Annotated in this window: 4 protein-coding genes; 3 read left to right on the plus strand and 1 reads right to left on the minus strand. The window is 67.1% G+C overall.

The genetic code is table 11. From position 1 onward, the window contains the following. The first annotated feature begins 75 nt into the window (after positions 1 to 75). The 3 genes from ACG04R_RS11065 (at position 76) to bglX (ending at position 4,863) form a co-directional block, all read left to right on the plus strand. Complete coding sequence (locus ACG04R_RS11065; RefSeq protein WP_394409586.1) at positions 76 to 864, plus strand: DeoR/GlpR family DNA-binding transcription regulator; 789 nt, start codon at positions 76 to 78, stop codon at positions 862 to 864. A gap of 83 nt (positions 865 to 947) precedes the next feature. After that, the gene (locus ACG04R_RS11070; RefSeq protein WP_394409589.1) at positions 948 to 2,447 is read left to right on the plus strand and encodes an MFS transporter; all 1,500 of its coding nucleotides are present in this window, start codon (positions 948 to 950) and stop codon (positions 2,445 to 2,447) included. Positions 2,448 to 2,553: 106 nt separating this feature from the next. Then, complete coding sequence (gene bglX / locus ACG04R_RS11075) at positions 2,554 to 4,863, plus strand: beta-glucosidase BglX (protein ID WP_394409592.1); 2,310 nt, start codon at positions 2,554 to 2,556, stop codon at positions 4,861 to 4,863. Positions 4,864 to 4,999: 136 nt separating this feature from the next. On the opposite strand, the gene ACG04R_RS11080 is transcribed toward bglX, so the two are convergent. Next, entirely contained in the window at positions 5,000 to 6,307 is a 1,308-nt protein-coding gene (locus tag ACG04R_RS11080) for an MFS transporter (RefSeq protein ID WP_394409595.1), read from the minus strand. Between the last annotated feature and the right edge of the window lie 231 nt (positions 6,308 to 6,538).

Below are 6,538 nucleotides of genomic sequence, written 5' to 3' on the forward strand. Positions count from 1 at the left end.
GGTGGCGGTGCGCGTTTGTTTGTGCACGATTATGCACGTTGAAAAAATAAACGTGCATGATTAAGATCGCATCCCATGAACTCTGAACTTCCGTTGGGCCGCCGAGATGTCATCGCCAACCGGCTTGCCCAGGGCGAGCCCGTCGTTGCCGCGGCGCTGGCCGTCGAATTCAACGTGTCGGAAGACGCCATCCGACGTGACCTGCGCGCGCTTGCCGCGGAAGGTCTGTGCCGTCGGGTCTATGGCGGTGCGCTGCCGGTGTCAGGTCACACCCAACCGATGTTTGCCCGGATCGACAAGGACAAGGGCCGCAAGCAAGCCCTGGCCCGACGCGCGGCCGAATCGATCCTTCCAGGGGAGACCCTATTTCTCGATGCAGGCAGCACCAACCTGGAGTTGGTCGAATTCCTTCCCGAGGACGAGGAGCAGCTGATCGTCACGAACTCCATCGACATCGCCTCGGCTGTGCTTCGGCGACAGGACCTTCGCCTCATCATGTTGGGCGGTACGGTCGATCCGACCGTGGGTGGATGCGTTGACACGGTGGCAGTGCAGGCGGCGAGTGCTCTGCGGATTGATCGGTGCTTCCTCGGCACCTGTGGCATTGACCTGAAATACGGCGCCACGGCGGTGCTGCATTCGGACGCCGTCTTCAAGCGCGCGGTCCTGGACGTGACGGAGCACTGTGTGGTCCTGGCTATGAACCACAAGTTCATCGAAAAGGCGCCTCATCGCGTGTGCCCGGTGGCAGAGATTGAGCTGATCGTGGTGGAGCACGACGTGCCGGCAGAGCACATCGACCCCTTGCGCAAGGCCTGCCCGAACATCGTCCGCGTCGACACCCCTGAATTGGCAGGCAAGTGATCCATTTGGCGGTGACAGGCAGCACTTCGGCGACGTCGGCAACGACGCGCAGCCTGCGGGATTCATTCCTGGCAATGCTGGGGGTGACGCTCGTCTACATGCTGACGGCGCTGAACGGTTCAGCGGTCAGCACCGCGCTGCCCAAGATGGCGGCGGACCTGCGGGGCTTCGAGCTGTACTCATGGCCTGCATCCGCCTACCTGCTGAGCAGCATCGTCGTCATCCCCATCGTCGGCCGGCTGGGCGATTTGCACGGCCGCAAGCGCATCCTCCTGTGGGCGGTGGCGACCTTCGCGGCGATGTCGGCCAGCTGTGCTGCGGCGCGGACCATGGAGCAGTTGGTCGTTGCCCGAGCACTGCAGGGCATCGGTGGCGGCATGATCGTTGGCGTCCTCTCGGCCTGCATCGCGGATCTCTTTCCTGAGCCCGTCGACCGCATGCGCTGGCAGCTCATGCACTCCGTGGGTTTTGCGGTGGCACAAGGTCTCGGCCCGTGGCTGGGGGGCTGGCTCACGGAGCACGCCAGCTGGCGCTGGGTTTTCATGGTCACCGCTCCGGTGTCGGTGCTTGCCTGGTGCGCCACCTGGCTCTACTTCCCCGCTGTCGTGCATCACAAAGGCACCGAGCGCCGCGTCGATGTTCCTTCGATCGTTTTGCTCACCGTGTCGCTCACCAGCCTGGTCCTGTGGTCGGGCGTCATCGAAGATGTGGGTCTCGCTTCGCCGGCAGCGTTGGCGTGCCTGGGCTTCGTTGCAACCACTGCGCTTCTCTTCGCGCACCGCCAGAAGCGCTGCGAAGCGCCGATCGTTCCGTTGGAGGTGATGTCGAGCAGGGGGGCGCTGCAGTTGCTCGTGCTCGGCGCGCTGGCCGGCCTGGTGCTGAACGTGCTTGTGTTCACCACGCCGCTACTGCTGCAGGCGGGGTTGCAGCTCTCGGCCGACGACGCCGGCGGCGTCATGACGCCGCTGCTGCTTTGCATCACATTGGCCAGCGTTGCCAATGCGCGGATCGCGATGCGCATGGATCGCGCCGAGGGGCTGATGGTGGGGGGGCATCTGCTGTTGGCCGTGGGCTGCGCGCTGCTGGCCATCGGCGGTGCGGGGCAGACCTCGGCCTACATCGCGCTGAGCCTGGGCATCTGCGGGGCTGCGTTTGGCTTCCTGCTTCCGAACTTCACCCAACACATCCTCGTGCTGACCAGCCGTCGCAACGGCGGCCTGGCGTCGGCGCTGGGGCAGGCCTCGCGCCTGCTCGGCGGGCTTCTCGGCGCCGCGCTTGGATGGGCGCTCGTCGCCTACCTGTTCCGGCACTCGACGGCCGACTTGCTGGCTGCCTCCAGCGCGGGCCACGATGTGCTGGCCGACTTGATCAGTTCTCCGCAGGTGCTCGTGCAGCCGGACGAACTGCTGAAGCTCAAGCAGGCTGCCGTGCGTTGCGGCGTCGACCCCGACGAGCTGGTGGCCTTGCTGAAGACTGCCGTCACCGATGCCATCCGCGTCAGCTACGCGGTATGCGGCGTGTTGGCGCTGGGCTGTGCGGCGATCAGCTCGCAGCTGCCTCCCTTCTACGTGAATCGCAGGTGAGGCCCGTGAAACCTCACGTCCACGTCTGGCCAGCCCACCTGGGTGTGAAGCCAGTCCCTTCCGTTCCCATGCGAAGCCATCTCTTCGCCGTCCCAGGAGCTTGTTCATGAAGTCAGTACGCGCCATCACTTGCACCGCGATCACCGGTGCAGCGCTCACGTCCACGCCCACCTTCAGCGCGGGCAATTCCGGCCACGATGCCAAGGCGCTGAGCGACGACGTCGTGCGCGCCCGTGCCAACGAGCTGATCGCGAGGATGACACCCGAGGAGAAGGCCGGACAGATCACGCAGTACTTCGACTTCCTCAACGAGCCCGAAGAGGCGAAGCGCGTAGAGAGTGAGATGGCCGCGGCGCGTGCAGGGTCGTTGCTGTTCGTGCACGACGCCAAGGAGTTGCGCCGGCTTCAGCAGATCGCCGTCGAGACGACGCGACTGAAGATCCCGCTGCTGTTTGGCTACGACGTCATCCATGGCCTGCGCACCATCATGCCGGTGCCGATCGCGATGGCCGCGAGCTGGGACCCGAAGGTCGCCGAGCAAGGCCAGGCCGTTGCGGCTCGCGAAGCTCGTGCCGTCGGCATCCACTGGACCTTCGCCCCCAACGTCGACATCGCCCGCGACCCGCGCTGGGGTCGCATGATCGAGGGCGCTGGCGAAGACCCCTACCTTGGCAGCGTGATGGCCGCGGCCCAGGTGCGCGGCTTCCAGGGCGCCGGCATCGGCACGCCGGGCACCGTCGTTGCCGGGCCGAAGCACTTCGCGGGCTACGGCGCCTCCATCGGCGGCCGCGACTACGACGAAGTCAACCTGTCGGACAGCGAGCTGTGGAACGTCTACCTGCCACCGTTCAAGGCGGCGGTGGAAGCCGGCGCCGGCAACATCATGAGCGCCTACATGGGGCTCAACGGGGTGCCGGCCACGGGCAACCGCTGGCTGCTGACCAACGTGCTGCGCGAGACCTGGGGCTTCAAGGGCTTCATCGTCACGGATGCTGGCTCGGCCCACGACCTGAAGACCCATGAGTTCGCGGCCAGCCTGGAAGATGCGGCCGTCCGCGCGCTGGGCGCCGGCGTCGACATGGAGATGGCCCCGCCCTTCGGCGTCTCCGCCTTCAAGACCCTGCCGCAGAGCATGGCCGAGGGCAGGGTCTCCGTCGAAGCCGTGGACAACGCCGTGCGCCGCGTGCTGGAGGTCAAGATCCGCATGGGCCTGTTCGAGCAGCCCTACGTCGACCTGGAGGAAGCGCAGCGCGTTCTCAACGATCCCGGGCATCGCGTTGTGGCGCGGGTGGCTGCTGAGCGTGCGGCCGTGCTGCTGAGCAACGAGGGCAGTGCGCTGCCGCTGGACGCCAAGATGCTCAAGTCGATCGCTGTCATCGGGCCTCTGGCCGACTCGGCGCGCGATACGGTGGGGCCGTGGGTGTTCGATCAGGATGACAGCGAGACGGTGACCGTCCTTTCCGGGATCAAGGCCAAGGTCGGTAGCGGAGTGCGCGTCGATTACTCGCCGGGCGTGACGATGCCAGCCCGCCTGCACAAGTCCATCTTCGACTCCAGCCCGCACAAGGAAATACCGCGCGTGCAGGTCGACGACGACGCCGAGATCCGCCGTTCGGTGGAGATCGCGCGTGCTGCCGATGTCGCGGTCGTGGTGGTGGGTGAGTCGCAGTTGATGATCGGCGAGCAGGCGTCCCGCTCGTCGCTGGACCTGCCCGGGCGCCAGCAGGAACTGCTCGATGCGGTGATCGCGACGGGCAAGCCCGTCGTGGTACTGCTGATGAGCGCCCGGCCACTGGACCTGAAGGGCAGCAAGCCGGCAGCGTTGATGAACATCTGGTACCCGGGAACGCAAGGGGGGGCGGCTGTGGCCAACCTGCTGTTCGGCGAGGTGTCACCCGGCGGCAAGCTGCCGTTCACCTGGCCTCGCAACATCGGCCAGATCCCCATGCCGTATGCCCACCTGAAGACCCACCAGCCCAAGACTGCCGGCGAGCGGTACTGGAACGAGCCCAGCACGCCGCTGTACTCGTTCGGCCATGGGTTGAGCTACTCGACGTTTTCGTTCTCGAATTTGAAGATCGACCAAGTGCGCGTGATCGTCGGCGAGCCGATCTCCGTGTCGGTCGACGTCAGCAACACAGGCTCGCGCCAGGCCGACGAGGTCGCGCAGCTCTACATCCATCAGCGCCACGGCACGGCCGCCCGGCCGGTGCGAGAACTGAAGGGCTTCGAGCGCGTGACGCTGGCGCCGGGTCAGACCCGTACCGTCCACTTCAAGCTGACGGCGCAGGACCTGAGTTACTGGGCTGCGTCGACCAGGTCGTTCGTGCAGGACGCGACGGTGTTCGATGTCTACGTCGGCGGCAGCTCGACGGCTTCGCTGGCCGGGAACTTTGAGGTCACGGCGCAGCGGTAGATGCTGAGCGGCGCTCGGCGACGACAGAGTCACCCTCACGGCGGCCTCCGAGCCGCCACCTTGGAAGGGGTTTGAAGCGGTTGTGACGACGGCCGTTTTCAAGCCCCGTCTTTTTGAGCGCGGCCGCCGCCCGGCCTCAGGTCGTCGGCGGCTGCAGAGCGTTGCGTTGCGCCAGGGCCGGGAAGAGCCGGAACCACAGCGCGACCACGACCAGCACACCGAAGCCGCCCAGCAGCACCGAGCCCACCGGGCCCAGTAGCGCGGCCGTCGCGCCGGACTCGAACTCGCCGAGCTGGTTGCTCGCGCCGATGAAGACCGAGTTCACGGCGCCGACGCGGCCGCGCATCTCGTCGGGTGTTTCCAGCTGCACCAGCGACTGCCGGATGACGACGCTGACCATGTCTGCGGCGCCGCTGATGGCCAGCACGGCGAAGGCGACCAGGAAGGACGTCGTCAGCGCGAAGCCGATCATCGACAAGCCGAACACCGCTACGGCGCCCAGCAGCCAGTGGCCGGCGCGGCGGGCGATGGGGTAGCGCGAGAGCCACAAGCCCACCAGCACCGCGCCCAGTGCCGGTGCTCCGCGCAGCAGGCCCAGGCCCGCCGGACCTGTGTGCAGGATGTCGCGCACGAAGATGGGCAGCAGAGCCGTTGCGCCCCCCAGCAGCACGGCGAACAGGTCCAGCGAGATCGCGCCCAGCACGACCGGCCGCTGCCAGATGAAGCGGATGCCGGCCGTCAACTGCTCCAAGCCGGGCGCCGCGCGGCGCACCTGCAGGGGGCGGTGGCGGATGGTCAGCACCGCCAGCACGGCCGCGACGAGCAGCAGCAGTGACACGCCGTAGACGATGGCCGCGCCCCAGTGCGCCACGGCGCTGGCCGCCGTGCTGTGCTCGACGCGCCCCGCGGCCCAGGGCCCCAGCGCGTACAGCACGCCGCCCAGCGCCGGGCCGGCAATGATGGCGGCCTGCATCGTCGAGCTGGACGTGGCGATGGCGCGTGGCAGCAGTTCCGGAGGCACCAGCGAAGGCAGCAGGGCCTGCTGCGCCGGCATCTGCAGCGCGCGCGCGCAGCCCAGCAACACCGACAGGCCCAGGATGAGGTTGGGGCCGACCCAGCCGCCGCCGCTGGCCAGCGCCAGGCAGCCAGCCGTCAGCAGCTGCAGGCCCAGGCTGGCGGCCAGCAGCAGACGACGGTCGTGCTGGTCCACGAGATGCCCGGCAGGCAAGGTCAGCAGCAGCGCGGGCAGGAACTGCGCGAGGCCCACGAGTCCCAGGTCCCAGGCGCTGCCGGTCAGGTCGTACATCTGCCAGCCCAGCGCCACCATCAGCATCTGGTTGGCCGCGCCACCGGTCACGCGCGCCGCCAGCAGGCGCAGGTAGTCGAGTTGGTCTCTCAGCCGCTGCATGGCGCCCGCTGCAGCGATCGGATCTTCAAAAGGCATTGGCGCGAGTCTATCGATCGGGGAGTTCCGTCGCTGCCCTGGGGGCAACGCGCGCCGTTGGCAGCTCTGCAGACTGGCCGTGTTGTTGAATTCTGTATATATTTACAGTAGTGCGCCGGGAGACCGGTAGGAGGTCAGGGGTGAAAGTCCCCGACAACAAAGAAGTAGCGATTCATGTTGTCCCCGAGTCATGCGCAGTGCACCGCGAGGTGCACTGCGAAGCGTTGACAG

The sequence above is a fragment of the Pelomonas candidula genome, assembly GCF_043555985.1.
Lineage (GTDB): Bacteria > Pseudomonadota > Gammaproteobacteria > Burkholderiales > Burkholderiaceae_C > Pelomonas > Pelomonas candidula.